The organism is Bacillus sp. FSL R5-0560, from assembly GCF_037966305.1.
GTDB lineage: Bacteria > Bacillota > Bacilli > Bacillales > Bacillaceae > Bacillus > Bacillus mojavensis.
In genome coordinates this window covers 152,459-172,500 of sequence record NZ_CP150195.1, presented here as the reverse complement: position 1 = coordinate 172,500, position 20,042 = coordinate 152,459, and the positions used below count along the sequence as shown (strand labels likewise).

Below are 20,042 nucleotides of genomic sequence, written 5' to 3'. Positions count from 1 at the left end.
CGCGGTTTTGCTGCCCTTTGTTCTGTCCATTGTAGCACGTGTGTAGCCCAGGTCATAAGGGGCATGATGATTTGACGTCATCCCCACCTTCCTCCGGTTTGTCACCGGCAGTCACCTTAGAGTGCCCAACTGAATGCTGGCAACTAAGATCAAGGGTTGCGCTCGTTGCGGGACTTAACCCAACATCTCACGACACGAGCTGACGACAACCATGCACCACCTGTCACTCTGCCCCCGAAGGGGACGTCCTATCTCTAGGATTGTCAGAGGATGTCAAGACCTGGTAAGGTTCTTCGCGTTGCTTCGAATTAAACCACATGCTCCACCGCTTGTGCGGGCCCCCGTCAATTCCTTTGAGTTTCAGTCTTGCGACCGTACTCCCCAGGCGGAGTGCTTAATGCGTTAGCTGCAGCACTAAGGGGCGGAAACCCCCTAACACTTAGCACTCATCGTTTACGGCGTGGACTACCAGGGTATCTAATCCTGTTCGCTCCCCACGCTTTCGCTCCTCAGCGTCAGTTACAGACCAGAGAGTCGCCTTCGCCACTGGTGTTCCTCCACATCTCTACGCATTTCACCGCTACACGTGGAATTCCACTCTCCTCTTCTGCACTCAAGTTCCCCAGTTTCCAATGACCCTCCCCGGTTGAGCCGGGGGCTTTCACATCAGACTTAAGGAACCGCCTGCGAGCCCTTTACGCCCAATAATTCCGGACAACGCTTGCCACCTACGTATTACCGCGGCTGCTGGCACGTAGTTAGCCGTGGCTTTCTGGTTAGGTACCGTCAAGGTACCGCCCTATTCGAACGGTACTTGTTCTTCCCTAACAACAGAGCTTTACGATCCGAAAACCTTCATCACTCACGCGGCGTTGCTCCGTCAGACTTTCGTCCATTGCGGAAGATTCCCTACTGCTGCCTCCCGTAGGAGTCTGGGCCGTGTCTCAGTCCCAGTGTGGCCGATCACCCTCTCAGGTCGGCTACGCATCGTTGCCTTGGTGAGCCGTTACCTCACCAACTAGCTAATGCGCCGCGGGTCCATCTGTAAGTGGTAGCCGAAGCCACCTTTTATGTTTGAACCATGCGGTTCAAACAAGCATCCGGTATTAGCCCCGGTTTCCCGGAGTTATCCCAGTCTTACAGGCAGGTTACCCACGTGTTACTCACCCGTCCGCCGCTAACATCAGGGAGCAAGCTCCCATCTGTCCGCTCGACTTGCATGTATTAGGCACGCCGCCAGCGTTCGTCCTGAGCCAGGATCAAACTCTCCGATAAAGTAGTTTGACTGACTACGCACATTGCTGCGCGATTTATTTAAAACTTGAATTAACAGGTACGTTTTGTCTTGTTTAGTTTTCAAAGATCATTTTGTTTATCGCTTTGTTAAAGCAACTTTATTAGTATACAACGTCGCTTTCTCAAAGTCAATAACTTTTTTAAATCTTTTAATTGCACTAACGTGCAATTGCTTGGCGGCGTCCTACTCTCACAGGGGGAAACCCCCGACTACCATCGGCGCTGAAGAGCTTAACTTCCGTGTTCGGCATGGGAACGGGTGTGACCTCTTCGCTATCGCCACCAAACAATTTGAGAGTGTTCTCTCAAAACTAGATAACAGGTGTGACATCATTAGAAATTAGGTTAAGTCCTCGATCGATTAGTATCTGTCAGCTCCATGTGTCGCCACACTTCCACCTCAGACCTATCAACCTGATCATCTTTCAGGGATCTTACTTCCTTGCGGAATGGGAAATCTCATCTTGAGGGGGGCTTCATGCTTAGATGCTTTCAGCACTTATCCCGTCCGCACATAGCTACCCAGCGATGCCCTTGGCAGAACAACTGGTACACCAGCGGTGCGTCCATCCCGGTCCTCTCGTACTAAGGACAGCTCCTCTCAAATTTCCTGCGCCCGCGACGGATAGGGACCGAACTGTCTCACGACGTTCTGAACCCAGCTCGCGTACCGCTTTAATGGGCGAACAGCCCAACCCTTGGGACCGACTACAGCCCCAGGATGCGATGAGCCGACATCGAGGTGCCAAACCTCCCCGTCGATGTGGACTCTTGGGGGAGATAAGCCTGTTATCCCCGGGGTAGCTTTTATCCGTTGAGCGATGGCCCTTCCATGCGGAACCACCGGATCACTAAGCCCGACTTTCGTCCCTGCTCGACTTGTAGGTCTCGCAGTCAAGCTCCCTTGTGCCTTTACACTCTACGAATGATTTCCAACCATTCTGAGGGAACCTTTGGGCGCCTCCGTTACCTTTTAGGAGGCGACCGCCCCAGTCAAACTGCCCACCTGACACTGTCTCCCCGCCCGATAAGGGCGGCGGGTTAGAAGGTCAATACAGCCAGGGTAGTATCCCACCGATGCCTCCACCGAAGCTGGCGCTCCGGTTTCCAAGGCTCCTACCTATCCTGTACAAGCTGTACCAACATTCAATATCAGGCTGCAGTAAAGCTCCACGGGGTCTTTCCGTCCTGTCGCGGGTAACCTGCATCTTCACAGGTACTATAATTTCACCGAGTCTCTCGTTGAGACAGTGCCCAGATCGTTGCGCCTTTCGTGCGGGTCGGAACTTACCCGACAAGGAATTTCGCTACCTTAGGACCGTTATAGTTACGGCCGCCGTTTACTGGGGCTTCAATTCGCACCTTCGCTTACGCTAAGCGCTCCTCTTAACCTTCCAGCACCGGGCAGGCGTCAGCCCCTATACTTCGCCTTACGGCTTCGCAGAGACCTGTGTTTTTGCTAAACAGTCGCCTGGGCCTATTCACTGCGGCTCTCTCGGGCTTGCACCCTAACAGAGCACCCCTTCTCCCGAAGTTACGGGGTCATTTTGCCGAGTTCCTTAACGAGAGTTCTCTCGATCACCTTAGGATTCTCTCCTCGCCTACCTGTGTCGGTTTGCGGTACGGGCACCTCTCACCTCGCTAGAGGCTTTTCTTGGCAGTGTGGAATCAGGAACTTCGCTACTAAATTTCGCTCGCCATCACAGCTCAGCCTTATGGGAAACGGATTTGCCTATTTCCCAGCCTAACTGCTTGGACGCGGATATCCAATACCGCGCTTACCCTATCCTCCTGCGTCCCCCCATTGCTCAAATGGTGAGGAGGTGGTACAGGAATATCAACCTGTTGTCCATCGCCTACGCCTTTCGGCCTCGGCTTAGGTCCCGACTAACCCTGAGCGGACGAGCCTTCCTCAGGAAACCTTAGGCATTCGGTGGAGGGGATTCTCACCCCTCTTTCGCTACTCATACCGGCATTCTCACTTCTAAGCGCTCCACCAGTCCTTCCGGTCTGGCTTCACAGCCCTTAGAACGCTCTCCTACCACTGTTCGAAGAACAGTCCGCAGCTTCGGTGATACGTTTAGCCCCGGTACATTTTCGGCGCAGAGTCACTCGACCAGTGAGCTATTACGCACTCTTTAAATGGTGGCTGCTTCTAAGCCAACATCCTGGTTGTCTAAGCAACTCCACATCCTTTTCCACTTAACGTATACTTTGGGACCTTAGCTGGCGGTCTGGGCTGTTTCCCTTTCGACTACGGATCTTATCACTCGCAGTCTGACTCCCAAGGATAAGTCATTGGCATTCGGAGTTTGACTGAATTCGGTAACCCGGTAGGGGCCCCTAGTCCAATCAGTGCTCTACCTCCAAGACTCTTACCTTGAGGCTAGCCCTAAAGCTATTTCGGAGAGAACCAGCTATCTCCAGGTTCGATTGGCATTTCACCCCTACCCACACCTCATCCCCGCACTTTTCAACGTGCGTGGGTTCGGGCCTCCATTCAGTGTTACCTGAACTTCACCCTGGACATGGGTAGATCACCTGGTTTCGGGTCTACGACCACGTACTCATGCGCCCTATTCAGACTCGCTTTCGCTGCGGCTCCGCATCTTCTGCTTAACCTTGCACGGGATCGTAACTCGCCGGTTCATTCTACAAAAGGCACGCCATCACCCGTTAACGGGCTCTGACTACTTGTAGGCACACGGTTTCAGGATCTCTTTCACTCCCCTTCCGGGGTGCTTTTCACCTTTCCCTCACGGTACTGGTTCACTATCGGTCACTAGGGAGTATTTAGCCTTGGGAGATGGTCCTCCCGGATTCCGACGGAATTTCACGTGTTCCGCCGTACTCAGGATCCACTCTGGAGAGAACGAAGTTTTGACTACAGGGCTGTTACCTTCTATGGCGGGCCTTTCCAGACCTCTTCATCTACCTCGTTCCTTTGTAACTCCGTATAGAGTGTCCTACAACCCCAAGAGGCAAGCCTCTTGGTTTGGGCTAATCCCGTTTCGCTCGCCGCTACTCAGGGAATCGCATTTGCTTTCTCTTCCTCCGGGTACTTAGATGTTTCAGTTCCCCGGGTCTGCCTTCTCATATCCTATGAATTCAGATATGGATACCACTCCATTACGAGTGGTGGGTTTCCCCATTCGGAAATCTCCGGATCAAAGCTTGCTTACAGCTCCCCGAAGCATATCGGTGTTCGTCCCGTCCTTCATCGGCTCCTAGTGCCAAGGCATCCACCGTGCGCCCTTTCTAACTTAACCGTTAAAAAGAATCACTATGTGATATCTTGTGTTACTAATTGAATGTGATGTCTACTGTTATCTAGTTTTCAAAGAACACGTTTCGAAGGAATGATCCTTCAAAACTAAACAAGACAGGGAACGTTCTGTTTATAAGACCCAAGGTCTTATATTCCGTAAATATCCTTAGAAAGGAGGTGATCCAGCCGCACCTTCCGATACGGCTACCTTGTTACGACTTCACCCCAATCATCTGTCCCACCTTCGGCGGCTGGCTCCATAAAGGTTACCTCACCGACTTCGGGTGTTACAAACTCTCGTGGTGTGACGGGCGGTGTGTACAAGGCCCGGGAACGTATTCACCGCGGCATGCTGATCCGCGATTACTAGCGATTCCAGCTTCACGCAGTCGAGTTGCAGACTGCGATCCGAACTGAGAACAGATTTGTGGGATTGGCTTAACCTCGCGGTTTCGCTGCCCTTTGTTCTGTCCATTGTAGCACGTGTGTAGCCCAGGTCATAAGGGGCATGATGATTTGACGTCATCCCCACCTTCCTCCGGTTTGTCACCGGCAGTCACCTTAGAGTGCCCAACTGAATGCTGGCAACTAAGATCAAGGGTTGCGCTCGTTGCGGGACTTAACCCAACATCTCACGACACGAGCTGACGACAACCATGCACCACCTGTCACTCTGCCCCCGAAGGGGACGTCCTATCTCTAGGATTGTCAGAGGATGTCAAGACCTGGTAAGGTTCTTCGCGTTGCTTCGAATTAAACCACATGCTCCACCGCTTGTGCGGGCCCCCGTCAATTCCTTTGAGTTTCAGTCTTGCGACCGTACTCCCCAGGCGGAGTGCTTAATGCGTTAGCTGCAGCACTAAGGGGCGGAAACCCCCTAACACTTAGCACTCATCGTTTACGGCGTGGACTACCAGGGTATCTAATCCTGTTCGCTCCCCACGCTTTCGCTCCTCAGCGTCAGTTACAGACCAGAGAGTCGCCTTCGCCACTGGTGTTCCTCCACATCTCTACGCATTTCACCGCTACACGTGGAATTCCACTCTCCTCTTCTGCACTCAAGTTCCCCAGTTTCCAATGACCCTCCCCGGTTGAGCCGGGGGCTTTCACATCAGACTTAAGGAACCGCCTGCGAGCCCTTTACGCCCAATAATTCCGGACAACGCTTGCCACCTACGTATTACCGCGGCTGCTGGCACGTAGTTAGCCGTGGCTTTCTGGTTAGGTACCGTCAAGGTACCGCCCTATTCGAACGGTACTTGTTCTTCCCTAACAACAGAGCTTTACGATCCGAAAACCTTCATCACTCACGCGGCGTTGCTCCGTCAGACTTTCGTCCATTGCGGAAGATTCCCTACTGCTGCCTCCCGTAGGAGTCTGGGCCGTGTCTCAGTCCCAGTGTGGCCGATCACCCTCTCAGGTCGGCTACGCATCGTTGCCTTGGTGAGCCGTTACCTCACCAACTAGCTAATGCGCCGCGGGTCCATCTGTAAGTGGTAGCCGAAGCCACCTTTTATGTTTGAACCATGCGGTTCAAACAAGCATCCGGTATTAGCCCCGGTTTCCCGGAGTTATCCCAGTCTTACAGGCAGGTTACCCACGTGTTACTCACCCGTCCGCCGCTAACATCAGGGAGCAAGCTCCCATCTGTCCGCTCGACTTGCATGTATTAGGCACGCCGCCAGCGTTCGTCCTGAGCCAGGATCAAACTCTCCGATAAAGTAGTTTGACTGACTACGCACATCGCTGTGCGATTTATTTAAAACTTGAATTAACAGGTACGTTTTGTCTTGTTTAGTTTTCAAAGATCATTTTGTTTATCGCTTTGTTAAAGCAACTTTATTAGTATACAACGTCACTTTTTCAAAGTCAACAACTTTTTTTGAATCTTTTTTGGTGGAGCCTAGCGGGATCGAACCGCTGACCTCCTGCGTGCAAAGCAGGCGCTCTCCCAGCTGAGCTAAGGCCCCATAAAAATGGTCGGGAAGACAGGATTCGAACCTGCGACCCCATGGTCCCAAACCATGTGCTCTACCAAGCTGAGCTACTTCCCGATTCCTCATATTAAAATAATATATGGCGCGCCCGAGAGGAGTCGAACCCCTAACCTTTTGATCCGTAGTCAAACGCTCTATCCAATTGAGCTACGGGCGCACTTTCACTTGTATCGAATCCCGTTGGGATGAAATAATGGAGCGGAAGACGGGATTCGAACCCGCGACCCCCACCTTGGCAAGGTGGTGTTCTACCACTGAACTACTTCCGCATATCGCAATAAAAAAAGCTTTCTCTTTTTTGAGAAACCTTGGTAAGAGTAATGCATTTAAATAAAGCTTCCAAGCGGGCTCGAACCGCTGACCTCTTCCTTACCATGGAAGTGCTCTACCTGCTGAGCTATGGAAGCAATGGCTCCGCAGGTAGGATTCGAACCTACGACCGATCGGTTAACAGCCGATAGCTCTACCACTGAGCTACTGCGGAATGATATAAGCTTCATAAACAAACATGGTAGAAATAGATAAAACTGCTTGGCGGCGTCCTACTCTCACAGGGGGAAACCCCCGACTACCATCGGCGCTGAAGAGCTTAACTTCCGTGTTCGGCATGGGAACGGGTGTGACCTCTTCGCTATCGCCACCAAACAATTTGAGAGTGTTCTCTCAAAACTAGATAACAGGTGTGACATCATTAGAAATTAGGTTAAGTCCTCGATCGATTAGTATCTGTCAGCTCCATGTGTCGCCACACTTCCACCTCAGACCTATCAACCTGATCATCTTTCAGGGATCTTACTTCCTTGCGGAATGGGAAATCTCATCTTGAGGGGGGCTTCATGCTTAGATGCTTTCAGCACTTATCCCGTCCGCACATAGCTACCCAGCGATGCCCTTGGCAGAACAACTGGTACACCAGCGGTGCGTCCATCCCGGTCCTCTCGTACTAAGGACAGCTCCTCTCAAATTTCCTGCGCCCGCGACGGATAGGGACCGAACTGTCTCACGACGTTCTGAACCCAGCTCGCGTACCGCTTTAATGGGCGAACAGCCCAACCCTTGGGACCGACTACAGCCCCAGGATGCGATGAGCCGACATCGAGGTGCCAAACCTCCCCGTCGATGTGGACTCTTGGGGGAGATAAGCCTGTTATCCCCGGGGTAGCTTTTATCCGTTGAGCGATGGCCCTTCCATGCGGAACCACCGGATCACTAAGCCCGACTTTCGTCCCTGCTCGACTTGTAGGTCTCGCAGTCAAGCTCCCTTGTGCCTTTACACTCTACGAATGATTTCCAACCATTCTGAGGGAACCTTTGGGCGCCTCCGTTACCTTTTAGGAGGCGACCGCCCCAGTCAAACTGCCCACCTGACACTGTCTCCCCGCCCGATAAGGGCGGCGGGTTAGAAGGTCAATACAGCCAGGGTAGTATCCCACCGATGCCTCCACCGAAGCTGGCGCTCCGGTTTCCAAGGCTCCTACCTATCCTGTACAAGCTGTACCAACATTCAATATCAGGCTGCAGTAAAGCTCCACGGGGTCTTTCCGTCCTGTCGCGGGTAACCTGCATCTTCACAGGTACTATAATTTCACCGAGTCTCTCGTTGAGACAGTGCCCAGATCGTTGCGCCTTTCGTGCGGGTCGGAACTTACCCGACAAGGAATTTCGCTACCTTAGGACCGTTATAGTTACGGCCGCCGTTTACTGGGGCTTCAATTCGCACCTTCGCTTACGCTAAGCGCTCCTCTTAACCTTCCAGCACCGGGCAGGCGTCAGCCCCTATACTTCGCCTTACGGCTTCGCAGAGACCTGTGTTTTTGCTAAACAGTCGCCTGGGCCTATTCACTGCGGCTCTCTCGGGCTTGCACCCTAACAGAGCACCCCTTCTCCCGAAGTTACGGGGTCATTTTGCCGAGTTCCTTAACGAGAGTTCTCTCGATCACCTTAGGATTCTCTCCTCGCCTACCTGTGTCGGTTTGCGGTACGGGCACCTCTCACCTCGCTAGAGGCTTTTCTTGGCAGTGTGGAATCAGGAACTTCGCTACTAAATTTCGCTCGCCATCACAGCTCAGCCTTATGGGAAACGGATTTGCCTATTTCCCAGCCTAACTGCTTGGACGCGGATATCCAATACCGCGCTTACCCTATCCTCCTGCGTCCCCCCATTGCTCAAATGGTGAGGAGGTGGTACAGGAATATCAACCTGTTGTCCATCGCCTACGCCTTTCGGCCTCGGCTTAGGTCCCGACTAACCCTGAGCGGACGAGCCTTCCTCAGGAAACCTTAGGCATTCGGTGGAGGGGATTCTCACCCCTCTTTCGCTACTCATACCGGCATTCTCACTTCTAAGCGCTCCACCAGTCCTTCCGGTCTGGCTTCACAGCCCTTAGAACGCTCTCCTACCACTGTTCGAAGAACAGTCCGCAGCTTCGGTGATACGTTTAGCCCCGGTACATTTTCGGCGCAGAGTCACTCGACCAGTGAGCTATTACGCACTCTTTAAATGGTGGCTGCTTCTAAGCCAACATCCTGGTTGTCTAAGCAACTCCACATCCTTTTCCACTTAACGTATACTTTGGGACCTTAGCTGGCGGTCTGGGCTGTTTCCCTTTCGACTACGGATCTTATCACTCGCAGTCTGACTCCCAAGGATAAGTCATTGGCATTCGGAGTTTGACTGAATTCGGTAACCCGGTAGGGGCCCCTAGTCCAATCAGTGCTCTACCTCCAAGACTCTTACCTTGAGGCTAGCCCTAAAGCTATTTCGGAGAGAACCAGCTATCTCCAGGTTCGATTGGCATTTCACCCCTACCCACACCTCATCCCCGCACTTTTCAACGTGCGTGGGTTCGGGCCTCCATTCAGTGTTACCTGAACTTCACCCTGGACATGGGTAGATCACCTGGTTTCGGGTCTACGACCACGTACTCATGCGCCCTATTCAGACTCGCTTTCGCTGCGGCTCCGCATCTTCTGCTTAACCTTGCACGGGATCGTAACTCGCCGGTTCATTCTACAAAAGGCACGCCATCACCCGTTAACGGGCTCTGACTACTTGTAGGCACACGGTTTCAGGATCTCTTTCACTCCCCTTCCGGGGTGCTTTTCACCTTTCCCTCACGGTACTGGTTCACTATCGGTCACTAGGGAGTATTTAGCCTTGGGAGATGGTCCTCCCGGATTCCGACGGAATTTCACGTGTTCCGCCGTACTCAGGATCCACTCTGGAGAGAACGAAGTTTTGACTACAGGGCTGTTACCTTCTATGGCGGGCCTTTCCAGACCTCTTCATCTACCTCGTTCCTTTGTAACTCCGTATAGAGTGTCCTACAACCCCAAGAGGCAAGCCTCTTGGTTTGGGCTAATCCCGTTTCGCTCGCCGCTACTCAGGGAATCGCATTTGCTTTCTCTTCCTCCGGGTACTTAGATGTTTCAGTTCCCCGGGTCTGCCTTCTCATATCCTATGAATTCAGATATGGATACCACTCCATTACGAGTGGTGGGTTTCCCCATTCGGAAATCTCCGGATCAAAGCTTGCTTACAGCTCCCCGAAGCATATCGGTGTTCGTCCCGTCCTTCATCGGCTCCTAGTGCCAAGGCATCCACCGTGCGCCCTTTCTAACTTAACCGTTAAAAAGAATCACTATGTGATATCTTGTGTTACTAATTGAATGTGATGTCTACTGTTATCTAGTTTTCAAAGAACACGTTTCGAAGGAATGATCCTTCAAAACTAAACAAGACAGGGAACGTTCTGTTTATAAGACCCAAGGTCTTATATTCCGTAAATATCCTTAGAAAGGAGGTGATCCAGCCGCACCTTCCGATACGGCTACCTTGTTACGACTTCACCCCAATCATCTGTCCCACCTTCGGCGGCTGGCTCCATAAAGGTTACCTCACCGACTTCGGGTGTTACAAACTCTCGTGGTGTGACGGGCGGTGTGTACAAGGCCCGGGAACGTATTCACCGCGGCATGCTGATCCGCGATTACTAGCGATTCCAGCTTCACGCAGTCGAGTTGCAGACTGCGATCCGAACTGAGAACAGATTTGTGGGATTGGCTTAACCTCGCGGTTTTGCTGCCCTTTGTTCTGTCCATTGTAGCACGTGTGTAGCCCAGGTCATAAGGGGCATGATGATTTGACGTCATCCCCACCTTCCTCCGGTTTGTCACCGGCAGTCACCTTAGAGTGCCCAACTGAATGCTGGCAACTAAGATCAAGGGTTGCGCTCGTTGCGGGACTTAACCCAACATCTCACGACACGAGCTGACGACAACCATGCACCACCTGTCACTCTGCCCCCGAAGGGGACGTCCTATCTCTAGGATTGTCAGAGGATGTCAAGACCTGGTAAGGTTCTTCGCGTTGCTTCGAATTAAACCACATGCTCCACCGCTTGTGCGGGCCCCCGTCAATTCCTTTGAGTTTCAGTCTTGCGACCGTACTCCCCAGGCGGAGTGCTTAATGCGTTAGCTGCAGCACTAAGGGGCGGAAACCCCCTAACACTTAGCACTCATCGTTTACGGCGTGGACTACCAGGGTATCTAATCCTGTTCGCTCCCCACGCTTTCGCTCCTCAGCGTCAGTTACAGACCAGAGAGTCGCCTTCGCCACTGGTGTTCCTCCACATCTCTACGCATTTCACCGCTACACGTGGAATTCCACTCTCCTCTTCTGCACTCAAGTTCCCCAGTTTCCAATGACCCTCCCCGGTTGAGCCGGGGGCTTTCACATCAGACTTAAGGAACCGCCTGCGAGCCCTTTACGCCCAATAATTCCGGACAACGCTTGCCACCTACGTATTACCGCGGCTGCTGGCACGTAGTTAGCCGTGGCTTTCTGGTTAGGTACCGTCAAGGTACCGCCCTATTCGAACGGTACTTGTTCTTCCCTAACAACAGAGCTTTACGATCCGAAAACCTTCATCACTCACGCGGCGTTGCTCCGTCAGACTTTCGTCCATTGCGGAAGATTCCCTACTGCTGCCTCCCGTAGGAGTCTGGGCCGTGTCTCAGTCCCAGTGTGGCCGATCACCCTCTCAGGTCGGCTACGCATCGTTGCCTTGGTGAGCCGTTACCTCACCAACTAGCTAATGCGCCGCGGGTCCATCTGTAAGTGGTAGCCGAAGCCACCTTTTATGTTTGAACCATGCGGTTCAAACAAGCATCCGGTATTAGCCCCGGTTTCCCGGAGTTATCCCAGTCTTACAGGCAGGTTACCCACGTGTTACTCACCCGTCCGCCGCTAACATCAGGGAGCAAGCTCCCATCTGTCCGCTCGACTTGCATGTATTAGGCACGCCGCCAGCGTTCGTCCTGAGCCAGGATCAAACTCTCCGATAAAGTAGTTTGACTGACTACGCACATCGCTGTGCGATTTTATAATAAAACTTGAATTAACAGGTACGTTTTGTCTTGTTTAGTTTTCAAAGATCATCATGCTGCTTAACGAAGCAGCTTTATTACTATAACATTCAGCTTCTTTTAAGTCAACACCTTTTTTAAAAGGTTAATGAAGCTTTTATTTGTTGTCAGCTGTTCATCAGCGACGAATAATAATATAACATGGTTACTATTAAAAGGTCAATAACTAAATTAATCTGGTTTTAAAGAGTCTTTTAACAGTTATATTCATTTGGCCAGGCACATAAGATGTAACACAAGAATGATGGACAAGATAAGGAGGCATCATCAGTGAATCACTTCTATGTGTGGCACATAAAACGCGTTAAACAATTGATTATTATACTTATCGCCGCATTTGCTGCAGCCAGCTTTTTTTATATTCAAAGAGCTGTGCCGCTCCCTGTGTTTTCGACTGACAGCGGACCGAAAGCCATTTATAAAGGAGAAACAGATTCAAAAGACATTGCTCTTACCTTTGATATCAGCTGGGGCGATAAAAAAGCCGAGCCTATTCTTAATACCCTGAAAGCCAACGGCATCAAAAACGCGACTTTTTTTCTTTCCGCTTCTTGGGCCGAACGCCACCCGGACACGGTGGCTCGCATTGTAAAGGACGGCCATCAAATAGGGAGTATGGGTTATGCTTATAAAAACTATGCAAATCTAGAGGATAGTGAAATAAAAAAGGACATTAATCGAGCGCAGACCGCCTTTGAAAAATTAGGAATTAAAGACATACGGCTATTAAGACCTCCTACCGGTCAGTTCAATAAAAATGTCCTATCAATCGCAAAACAGTATAACTATACAGTCGTTCACTATAGTGTGAATTCCCATGACTGGACGAATCCAGGTGTTGAAAAAATCGTCGATAATGTAAACCGTCAAGTTTCAGGAGGAGACATTATTCTTTTACACGCCTCAGACTCAGCTAAACAAACAGAAGAAGCCCTGCCTGAGATTATCCATCATATAAGAGAAAAAGGCTTAAAAAATGTCAACGTGGGAGATCTCATAGCAAACACAGATGCTAAATCCGCCGAGGTAAAATAAATCATTTCGCTGCAAACTTCGGCAGCATCAGTAATTGAAAAGCATTACACGCCATTAACGGAAAGAGCATTAAGTAAAGCCAGTCCTCATCATTTACTCTGAGCGCAGGAAACCATTCCAATGCAGTGATCACAACCATTAAAAATAAAGATGACACAAACGTTTTCTTTGAGGACTGCTTTTGTTTTATATACGCAATAAGCAAACCGAAGATCATTAAAAATAACGGCATCCAAGCATAGCCAGCCATTGATTCGCCGCTATCTCCAAAAAATAAAAACCGCACGTACATTAAATCAAAAGCGACAAACAGGATCAAAAACAGCTGCAGTAAATTCCATAAAGATGAAGATCTTAATATTTCGAGAGCAAACCGGTGGACTGTTAAAAACACGAAAAAGCCCATTTGACTGATGACACTAAAAATCATGCCGACACCGATAAACCAAAATAAAACAGAGAAAATCTGGCCCGCTTCAAAATTCAGAAACAGCTCCTTATACTCCCCCCATTTTAAAGCAAAACCCACAATACTCGTGACAACCGCTCCGACAGCTAAAATAGAAAAGAAAAAACGAACTAAGCCACGGCTTTTCATTTCTTTATTCAACCCCTCAAAAATCGCACATCGCGATATTTTGTTATGTATAATTCCAACCGGATGAATCATATTAAAAGTAAGATAAGTATGTGAAAGGAGCTTAAGCATGTCAAAAGCCAAAACGCTATTGATGGGCTGTTTTTTGATATTATCTGTAACAGCTTGCGCTCCAAAAGACCAAGCAGCGGATATGGATTATGATCAGACCAAAAAAATGGTTGTTGATATATTAAAAACAGATGATGGAAAGAAAGCAATTAAGGAATTATTGAACGATGATGCGATGAATGAAGCACTGGTGATTGATCAGGATGCCATTAAAGGAACAATAGAAAAAACACTCACCTCTAAAAAAGGTGCGGATTTTTGGAAAAACATCTTTGAAGACACTGAATTTGCGGAAAGCTTTGCTAAAACCCTTCAAACAGAGCATGAAAAAGTAATTAAAAAGCTGATGAAGGATCCGGATTATCAGAAAATGCTGATGAGTGTTATGCAGGACCCTGGAATGAATAAAAAATACAGCGAACTGGCAAAAAGCCAAGAATTCCGCAGTTATTTAGAACAAGTAATTACCGAAACACTTTCTAGTCCGCTTTACAAAAAACAGTTCGAAGATGAACTGAAAAAAGCAGCAGCAGAAACCGCTAAAGAAGGTGAGTAAAGGGAAGCCGGGATCAAAAAATCCCGGTTAGCCTTTTTTATATTTGCACTTCCATTTTTTCAACAACTTTACTTGCAATGTCATGATATATTTCACCGATTGGATGGCTTGCGTCATAAACAGACGGAGCAAATTGGTCTTTATCCCAATCAGGCTGCTTTAACGGTATTCTGCCGAGCAAAGGCACTTTAAGCTCCTCAGCAAGTTTATCTCCGCCGCCTTTGCCAAAGACATATTCTCTTTCCCCAGTCTTTGCACTTTCATAATAAGCCATGTTCTCTATGACGCCAACGACCTCATGATCTGTTTTAATAGCCATAGATCCCGCTCTGGCCGCAACAAAGGCTGCAGTCGGATGCGGCGTTGACACGATAATTTCTTTACTGCTCGGAAGCATTGTATGTACATCAAGTGCAACGTCCCCTGTTCCAGGTGGAAGATCAAGAACGATATAGTCTACTTCTCCCCATTCTACTTCGTGGAAAAAGTTGTTGAGCATCTTGCCCAGCATCGGGCCTCTCCAGACGACAGGAGCATTTTCTTCAACGAAGAAGCCCATCGACATGACCTTTACCCCGAAGCGTTCAACAGGGAGCAGTTTGTCTCCTTCAATTGTTGGACGCACTGTAATGCCCATCATATCCGGCACACTAAAGCCATAGATATCCGCGTCAATTAAACCGACCTTTTTCCCAAGCCGAGCCAGAGAAATAGCAAGGTTCACTGACACAGTTGATTTGCCTACTCCACCTTTTCCGCTTGCTACAGCAAGGAAGACCGGCGGGTTATCCATAGTTAACAATGTTTTTTTCTCAGTTGAGGGCGCCCGAAATTTCGCAACTGTTTCTTCAGGCAGCTCTTCAAATCGAAGGCCTACCGTCTCAGCGCCTGCCCCTTTTAAGACGTTTACGATTTCTTGCTGAACCTGCATTTGTTCTGCTGTCCCGGTTTTTGCAAGAGCCACTTTCACACTGACATGCCGTTTTTCAGGCTTTATTTTTACTTCCTTAACGGCATCCAATTCTCCCAGAGGTCTTTGAAGAAAAGGTTCGCGCATTTCACCGACTAGTTTTCTTACTTCATCTTCTCTTATCATCGAACCTCACCCTTTTGTGTATTCGTTTACAAACAGTATTATATCATACATAAACAGCGGGTGTCTTATGCTTAGAACCATGAGAAAACCCTCCTTTACTCCGGAGGGTCGCCTTTTTCTGTAAAGTATCTCAATATTCCTTTATATATGGAAGATGCCACTTTGTCCTGATATTTCGGTTTTCCCAGCATCTTAGCTTCGCCAGGATTGGATAAAAAACCGACTTCTACAAGCGCACCTGGTTTTGTGACGTTTTGCATTAAGTAAATTCCATGAATTCGCTTTGCTTTTCGGGTTGTATTCTCTAGGTTTGTTCTCAACTCATCCTGGATGTATTTTGCAATTTTCTCGTTTTCCTCGTATTTTCCGTAATAAAAGCTTTGGGCTCCGCTCCATTTTTGTGACGGGATTGCATTAAGATGAATGCTAAGGTAGAGCTCAGCCTCTGAGTTGTTAATTAATTTCACTCGCTGTCTTAAGTCTTCCCCTTTTCGCTTACTATAGCCTCTTGTCCCTTCAGGAGCTAGATCGGTGTCACTTTCTCTAGTCATCACCACTAGGGCCCCTTGTTCCTGAAGATAATCCCTGACTCTGAAGGCCACCTCCAGAGTTATATCCTTCTCTAACAGCTTGCCGCCTACTGCTCCTCCGTCCGGCCCGCCATGACCTGGATCAAGGTAAATAATTTTCCCGCTCAAAGGCAGATTCCATGGATTCCAAGAATCGCTATTGTTGAATTGATACTTGAATAGAAACAGTAATACGATAAAGCCAAGCATAAAACTGAGCCATTTAAGCTTTTTCCTCATCCCTTCCCCTCCCGCTTGTCCGTTATTACATAAGTATGGGACAGGGGTGGGAAATATGATTAACGCATACGAAGCTTACATTGTTTTTCTCTTTGGACAAACCCTTCTGTCCACCAATCTTTGATGAATTTTCGCGCTGCTTCATATACTGTGTTTTTATCAAATGTTGTGTATTGCTCATGTGTCCAATGATAAAGATATTCAAAAAACTCCATACGAAGCTCTTCTTCTTCCCTTGCAGAGCGGGCACTAACACTTTGCATAGATTCTCCATAATACCCGAAAACCCCAAAACGCCCTCCTAACAAATAGGCTTCTATCGCAAAATCAATACAGCCTTCAGTCATAACGTCCCTTTCATCCTGCAAAAATGGAAATAACGGAGTAAGACAGGCCTTTACAGACTGAATGATTTGTCTAAGTGAGAGTTCTTTAAGCAAGTTTTTTTCTAATTCAAAATCCTTTTGCCGTTTCACATCCATAAAAGACAGTACCTCTGCCATACAAATTCACTCTCCTTTTACCGGTTATTTTGAGGTTTGGGAGGTGAAACCATGCCCGAATACGGTTGGAAATTCGCCCAAATGAAGGTGTTGATAACTTGAACATCTAAAAAAAGCAGCTTTCTGCGGAGGAAGGAACGTGTGTTCGCTTGTAAGTGCAGAGGCATCACAATAATAAAAAGCAGCTCCCTCTAATAGGTCGCTGCCTTCATACTTTAATGCTTCTTGTTGCAGAATATGTATTAATGTATTGATCCAGCACAAAACCGCCTTTATCTTCATAAAAACCTGTGACGATAAAACCGGCGTCGAGCTGTCCCTTAATTTGGTCTTCTAAGGAATGCCCGAATTCCAGCGCTTCATTATTTTCAATCAGCTTTTTCACCTTATGTTTTGGAAGATCTTCTGAGTCGGCGTATGGAATGGAGTGCTTTACTTTTAAAACGCCCTGCTCTTCTAATTCAATGTCAAACAGAAAAACAACTGGATTAACAAACCCCGAGATTAAAGTGCCATTTCTTTTCAGCACGCGGTGCGCTTCTTTCCAGACCGGCAGGATATTTTCAACAAAAACATTGGCAACTGGGTGTACGATGAAATCAAATGATTCATTTTCAAATTGACTGAGATCATCCATACTTCCTTTAACAGTACGTATGGTCAAGCCGTCGCGATCAGCAACCATTCTGTCCTGCTCCAGCTGCTGTTCTGAGTTATCTAAGACTGTGACATCCGCTCCGGCTGCCGCCAAAACCGGGGCCTGCTGTCCGCCTCCTGAGGCCAAACAAAGCACCTTCAAGCCTTTTACAGGAGGAAACCAATCCTTTGGCACATTTTTAATAGGGGTTAACCTGATATCCCAATTCCCTCTTTTTGCTTGTTCAATGACATGCCGCTCTACAGCAACAGTCCATTCATTGCCTGTTTCTACTTTTTGATCCCAGGCTTTGCTATTATGATCTACTAACGCATTCATGAATCGTTCTCCTTACTTTAATGTTTAGAGTATAACAAATATTTCTATATTGATACCGCTTTCCCTTTGCATATCCAGAAAAAAATTCATAAAACCGCAATAAATTCACAAAGGAGATGTGTGATTTTATGGCTAGTGAATATAATATCACTTTTTCAAATCAAATTAATGGTAGAGCACTTGATGCCGGCATTACGTTTTGCATTGCCTATGGCATTTGACACTTTTGTAAGAATACCTATGATGTAATAGGCCCTTTGTTAAACAAGGTTCTGTATTTCCAACAACGAGGGAAAATTTTTTAGTTTTGATTACAAGCGATAAATGCGTATACCATTTGCAAAGGACTTTTGGATATATAGAACTCATCGTTCGTTTACAGGCGCTTAAGATAGATCATTAAGCATTGAATTGAAAAAGTGATACATTTTGTGCTGGGAACTGTTAAAAGTATACACGATTGCGAAACCTTGTGAGAAAGACCAGCAATGAAAAAAGGGTCATTTTAATAGCCAAAAACAGATGCCTGTTTCATCACTTCTGCTTTTATTCTGAAAAGAAAATAAAAAAAGCCCCCAACCCATAGTTGAGAGCTTTGAAACGTAAAATTAACGTTTTGAGAACTGAGGTGCACGACGAGCGCCTTTAAGACCGTATTTTTTACGTTCTTTCATACGAGCGTCACGAGTCAGAAGACCTGCACGTTTAAGTGTTGCACGGTATTCTGGATCTGCTTCAAGCAAAGCACGAGCGATACCATGACGGATTGCTCCAGCTTGACCAGATAAGCCGCCTCCATGTACGTTTACTAAAACATCATAAGTGCCAGCTGTTTCAGTCAAAGTTAATGGTTGTTTGATATCTTCGATTAGAGCTGGAGATGGGATGTGCTCGCTGATTTCACGATTATTAACGACGATACGACCTTCTCCTGGAACTAAGCGCACACGCGCTACAGAACTTTTACGACGGCCAGTACCGTAATATTGAACCTGTGCCAAATTGGTAACCTCCTTTTTAATTAACCGCGAAGTTCGTAAACTTCAGGTTTTTGTGCTTCATGTGGATGCTCAGAACCACGGTATACGTTCAATTTTTTGAACATTTGACGACCTAGAGAACCTTTTGGAAGCATGCCTTTGATAGCAAGCTCAAGCATTTTCTCAGGGTAGTTTGTACGCATTTCAAGAGCAGTTCTTGATTTTAATCCGCCTGGATGTTGAGTATGACGGTAGTAGATTTTGTCAGTTAACTTTTTACCAGTTAACTCGATTTTTTCAGCGTTGATGATGATCACATGATCTCCAGTATCAACGTGTGGTGTGTAAGTTGGTTTGTGTTTTCCGCGAAGGATAGCTGCAACTTCTGAAGAAAGACGGCCTAAAGTCTTGCCAGCAGCATCAACAACTAACCACTTGCGTTCAATAGTACTTGCGTTAGCCATAGGTGTTGTACGCATTGAATTTCCCTCCTAAATGATCTGTCATTTTCAATAAACTTCGATTACGTTCTATTTCACAACACAATAAGTTCCGGGGCTTATCGTGGGGTTGAAATACATACCATATGATATCTTATAACTTTATGCAGACTCTGTCAAGAAAATATTATACACCTGGTTTAGTTGTCATAGTAAACGTTCCATAAATATAGCCCATGCCCCGGTGCTGTACGCCCTGCTGCTTCGCGATCCTTCGCTTCCAGCATGGATTTCACATCATCGGGAGAAATTTTTCCAATACCTGCATCCAGCAAAGTACCTGCAATAATTCTGACCATATTATATAGGAAACCGCTGCCTGTGATCCGCATTTGCAGGCCGTCATCAGTCTCAGTCCAATCGAGTTCATAAATCGTTCTCACTTTGTCCTGCACTTCCGTTTTAGCCGCACAAAAGCTTGTAAAATCATGTGTTCCTAAAAGATGCTTTGCCGCTTCTCTCATGTTCTGCACATTGAGGCGATATGAAAAATGGTAAGCGTAATGCCGTTTAAATACGTCCGGGTGTTTCTCCGTGTATACAAAGTAGCGATATTCCTTTTTAACTGCGCTAAATCGTGCATGGAACCCATCATCCGCAATTTCTGCCGTTTTGACTGCAATATCATCCGGAAGCAGTGCATTTAAAGCATACGGCCATCTCTCAGCCGGAATAGAGAGCGGTGTATCAAAATGAATCACCTGTCCAGCCGCGTGAACCCCGCTGTCCGTCCGTCCAGAGGAAACGACAGGGATTCTGTCTTTTGACTTATGCAGCACAGCCAGTGCCTTCTCAAGCTCATCCTGAACCGTCCTTTTACCCGGCTGTACTTGGTATCCATTAAACAAATGTCCGTCATAAGAAATCGTGCATTTCAGTCTCATAAAGCA

General features: G+C 47.9%; 10 protein-coding genes, 6 tRNA genes and 7 rRNA genes (1 of these 23 cut by a window edge). 2 read left to right on the top strand and 21 right to left on the bottom strand.

Annotated features, from left to right (window positions below; translation table 11 throughout):
• From NST56_RS01000 to NST56_RS00940, 13 genes are all read right to left on the bottom strand, one after another.
• Nucleotides 1–1,275, bottom strand: a 16S ribosomal RNA gene (locus NST56_RS01000); it reaches 275 nt to the left of the window's first position.
• 192 nt (nt 1,276–1,467) lie between these two features.
• Nucleotides 1,468–1,583: ribosomal RNA gene (rrf, locus tag NST56_RS00995) — 5S ribosomal RNA — on the bottom strand.
• Between the two features lie 54 nt (nt 1,584–1,637).
• Nucleotides 1,638–4,565: ribosomal RNA gene (locus NST56_RS00990) — 23S ribosomal RNA — on the bottom strand.
• Nucleotides 4,566–4,734: 169 nt separating this feature from the next.
• A 16S ribosomal RNA gene (locus NST56_RS00985) occupies nt 4,735–6,284 on the bottom strand.
• A 174-nt stretch (nt 6,285–6,458) separates the two neighbouring features.
• Nucleotides 6,459–6,534 (bottom strand) — tRNA-Ala (locus NST56_RS00980).
• A 7-nt stretch (nt 6,535–6,541) separates the two neighbouring features.
• Nucleotides 6,542–6,618, bottom strand: a tRNA-Pro gene (locus NST56_RS00975).
• A gap of 23 nt (nt 6,619–6,641) precedes the next feature.
• Nucleotides 6,642–6,718, bottom strand: a tRNA-Arg gene (locus tag NST56_RS00970).
• Nucleotides 6,719–6,755: 37 nt separating this feature from the next.
• Nucleotides 6,756–6,830 (bottom strand) — tRNA-Gly (locus tag NST56_RS00965).
• A 65-nt stretch (nt 6,831–6,895) separates the two neighbouring features.
• Nucleotides 6,896–6,968, bottom strand: a tRNA-Thr gene (locus NST56_RS00960).
• 2 nt (nt 6,969–6,970) lie between these two features.
• Nucleotides 6,971–7,045 (bottom strand) — tRNA-Asn (locus NST56_RS00955).
• A 45-nt stretch (nt 7,046–7,090) separates the two neighbouring features.
• Nucleotides 7,091–7,206, bottom strand: a 5S ribosomal RNA gene (gene rrf, locus NST56_RS00950).
• Nucleotides 7,207–7,260: 54 nt separating this feature from the next.
• A 23S ribosomal RNA gene (locus tag NST56_RS00945) occupies nt 7,261–10,188 on the bottom strand.
• A 169-nt stretch (nt 10,189–10,357) separates the two neighbouring features.
• Nucleotides 10,358–11,907, bottom strand: a 16S ribosomal RNA gene (locus tag NST56_RS00940).
• The 16S, 23S and 5S rRNA genes sit together here with 6 tRNA genes alongside, the layout of an rRNA operon.
• A gap of 351 nt (nt 11,908–12,258) precedes the next feature.
• On the opposite strand from NST56_RS00940, the gene pdaB reads away from it, so the two are divergent.
• Nucleotides 12,259–13,023, top strand: coding sequence for a polysaccharide deacetylase family sporulation protein PdaB (gene pdaB, locus NST56_RS00935; RefSeq protein WP_229150196.1), 765 nt, complete (start codon nt 12,259–12,261; stop codon nt 13,021–13,023).
• Between the two features lies 1 nt (nt 13,024).
• On the opposite strand, the gene kbaA is transcribed toward pdaB, so the two are convergent.
• Nucleotides 13,025–13,621 carry a KinB-signaling pathway activation protein gene (gene kbaA / locus NST56_RS00930; RefSeq protein ID WP_339179335.1) on the bottom strand — a complete coding sequence of 199 codons (597 nt, stop codon included), beginning with the start codon at nt 13,619–13,621 and terminating at the stop codon, nt 13,025–13,027.
• Nucleotides 13,622–13,730: 109 nt separating this feature from the next.
• Here kbaA and gerD point away from each other — a divergent pair, with 109 nt between their 5' ends.
• Nucleotides 13,731–14,288 (top strand): spore germination lipoprotein GerD, encoded by a 558-nt coding sequence (gene gerD, locus NST56_RS00925; protein ID WP_010332792.1) that lies wholly within the window; start codon nt 13,731–13,733, stop codon nt 14,286–14,288.
• 37 nt (nt 14,289–14,325) lie between these two features.
• On the opposite strand, the gene salA is transcribed toward gerD, so the two are convergent.
• The 7 genes from salA to truA form a co-directional block, all read right to left on the bottom strand.
• Nucleotides 14,326–15,384 carry an iron-sulfur carrier protein/transcriptional regulator SalA gene (salA, locus tag NST56_RS00920; protein ID WP_168746787.1) on the bottom strand — a complete coding sequence of 353 codons (1,059 nt, stop codon included), beginning with the start codon at nt 15,382–15,384 and terminating at the stop codon, nt 14,326–14,328.
• A gap of 95 nt (nt 15,385–15,479) precedes the next feature.
• A complete protein-coding gene (gene cwlD / locus NST56_RS00915) occupies nt 15,480–16,193 on the bottom strand; it encodes an N-acetylmuramoyl-L-alanine amidase CwlD (RefSeq protein WP_339179330.1) in 714 nt (237 codons plus the stop codon).
• Between the two features lie 59 nt (nt 16,194–16,252).
• Entirely contained in the window at nt 16,253–16,696 is a 444-nt protein-coding gene (locus tag NST56_RS00910; protein WP_168746785.1) for a YbaK family protein, read from the bottom strand.
• Between the two features lie 208 nt (nt 16,697–16,904).
• Nucleotides 16,905–17,672 carry a class I SAM-dependent methyltransferase gene (locus NST56_RS00905; RefSeq protein WP_268447477.1) on the bottom strand — a complete coding sequence of 256 codons (768 nt, stop codon included), beginning with the start codon at nt 17,670–17,672 and terminating at the stop codon, nt 16,905–16,907.
• A gap of 608 nt (nt 17,673–18,280) precedes the next feature.
• A complete protein-coding gene (gene rpsI, locus NST56_RS00900) occupies nt 18,281–18,673 on the bottom strand; it encodes a 30S ribosomal protein S9 (protein ID WP_003225846.1) in 393 nt (130 codons plus the stop codon).
• Between the two features lie 20 nt (nt 18,674–18,693).
• Entirely contained in the window at nt 18,694–19,131 is a 438-nt protein-coding gene (gene rplM / locus NST56_RS00895; RefSeq protein ID WP_003241966.1) for a 50S ribosomal protein L13, read from the bottom strand.
• A 161-nt stretch (nt 19,132–19,292) separates the two neighbouring features.
• Complete coding sequence (truA, locus tag NST56_RS00890) at nt 19,293–20,036, bottom strand: tRNA pseudouridine(38-40) synthase TruA (RefSeq protein ID WP_268447478.1); 744 nt, start codon at nt 20,034–20,036, stop codon at nt 19,293–19,295.
• Nucleotides 20,037–20,042: the final 6 nt, after the last annotated feature.

Coding starts and splice junctions, on each gene's coding strand:
- kbaA (WP_339179335.1), bottom strand. CDS start 13,621: ATGAAAAGCCGTGGCTTAGTTCGTTTTTTCTTTTCTATTTTAGCTGTC.
- gerD (WP_010332792.1), top strand. CDS start 13,731: ATGTCAAAAGCCAAAACGCTATTGATGGGCTGTTTTTTGATATTATCT.
- salA (WP_168746787.1), bottom strand. CDS start 15,384: ATGATAAGAGAAGATGAAGTAAGAAAACTAGTCGGTGAAATGCGCGAA.
- cwlD (WP_339179330.1), bottom strand. CDS start 16,193: ATGAGGAAAAAGCTTAAATGGCTCAGTTTTATGCTTGGCTTTATCGTA.
- NST56_RS00910 (WP_168746785.1), bottom strand. CDS start 16,696: ATGGCAGAGGTACTGTCTTTTATGGATGTGAAACGGCAAAAGGATTTT.
- NST56_RS00905 (WP_268447477.1), bottom strand. CDS start 17,672: ATGAATGCGTTAGTAGATCATAATAGCAAAGCCTGGGATCAAAAAGTA.
- rplM (WP_003241966.1), bottom strand. CDS start 19,131: ATGCGTACAACACCTATGGCTAACGCAAGTACTATTGAACGCAAGTGG.
- truA (WP_268447478.1), bottom strand. CDS start 20,036: ATGAGACTGAAATGCACGATTTCTTATGACGGACATTTGTTTAATGGA.